The organism is Achromobacter sp. SIMBA_011, assembly GCF_046535435.1.
In the GTDB taxonomy this organism is placed as follows: Bacteria; Pseudomonadota; Gammaproteobacteria; order Burkholderiales; family Burkholderiaceae_B; genus Achromobacter; species Achromobacter dolens.
The window spans coordinates 1-265 of record NZ_JAWRWN010000597.1; the positions used below are offsets into that span (position 1 = coordinate 1).

A 265-nucleotide genomic window follows, 5' to 3' on the forward strand; every position below is an offset into this window, starting at 1 on the left:
GCGCGAGAAGACCATGCTCACATGGGGCGGCGCACTGCTGGCCGTGGCGATCGGCTATTCGGTGCTGTGGGCGCCGGCCGCCGACGGCCGCGCGAGGCTGCGCGCCAACCTGCCCGCGATGCAGCGTCAGCTTGCGCTGATGACCGCGCAGGCTGACGAAGCGCGCTCGCTCGCGGGCGCGGCGGCGAGCGTCGCGCCGGGCGGACAGGCGCTCAAGGACGCGCTGACCGCGTCGCTGTCCGATCACGGCATGCCGGGCGCGCAG

The 265-nt window shown here is 75.1% G+C and carries 1 protein-coding gene; it reads left to right on the plus strand.

What is annotated here, in order from left to right; translation table 11 throughout:
- Window positions 1–265, plus strand: a 265-nt coding sequence (gene gspM / locus SB816_RS32315) for a type II secretion system protein GspM (RefSeq protein ID WP_410548286.1), incomplete at both ends; no start/stop codon positions are given.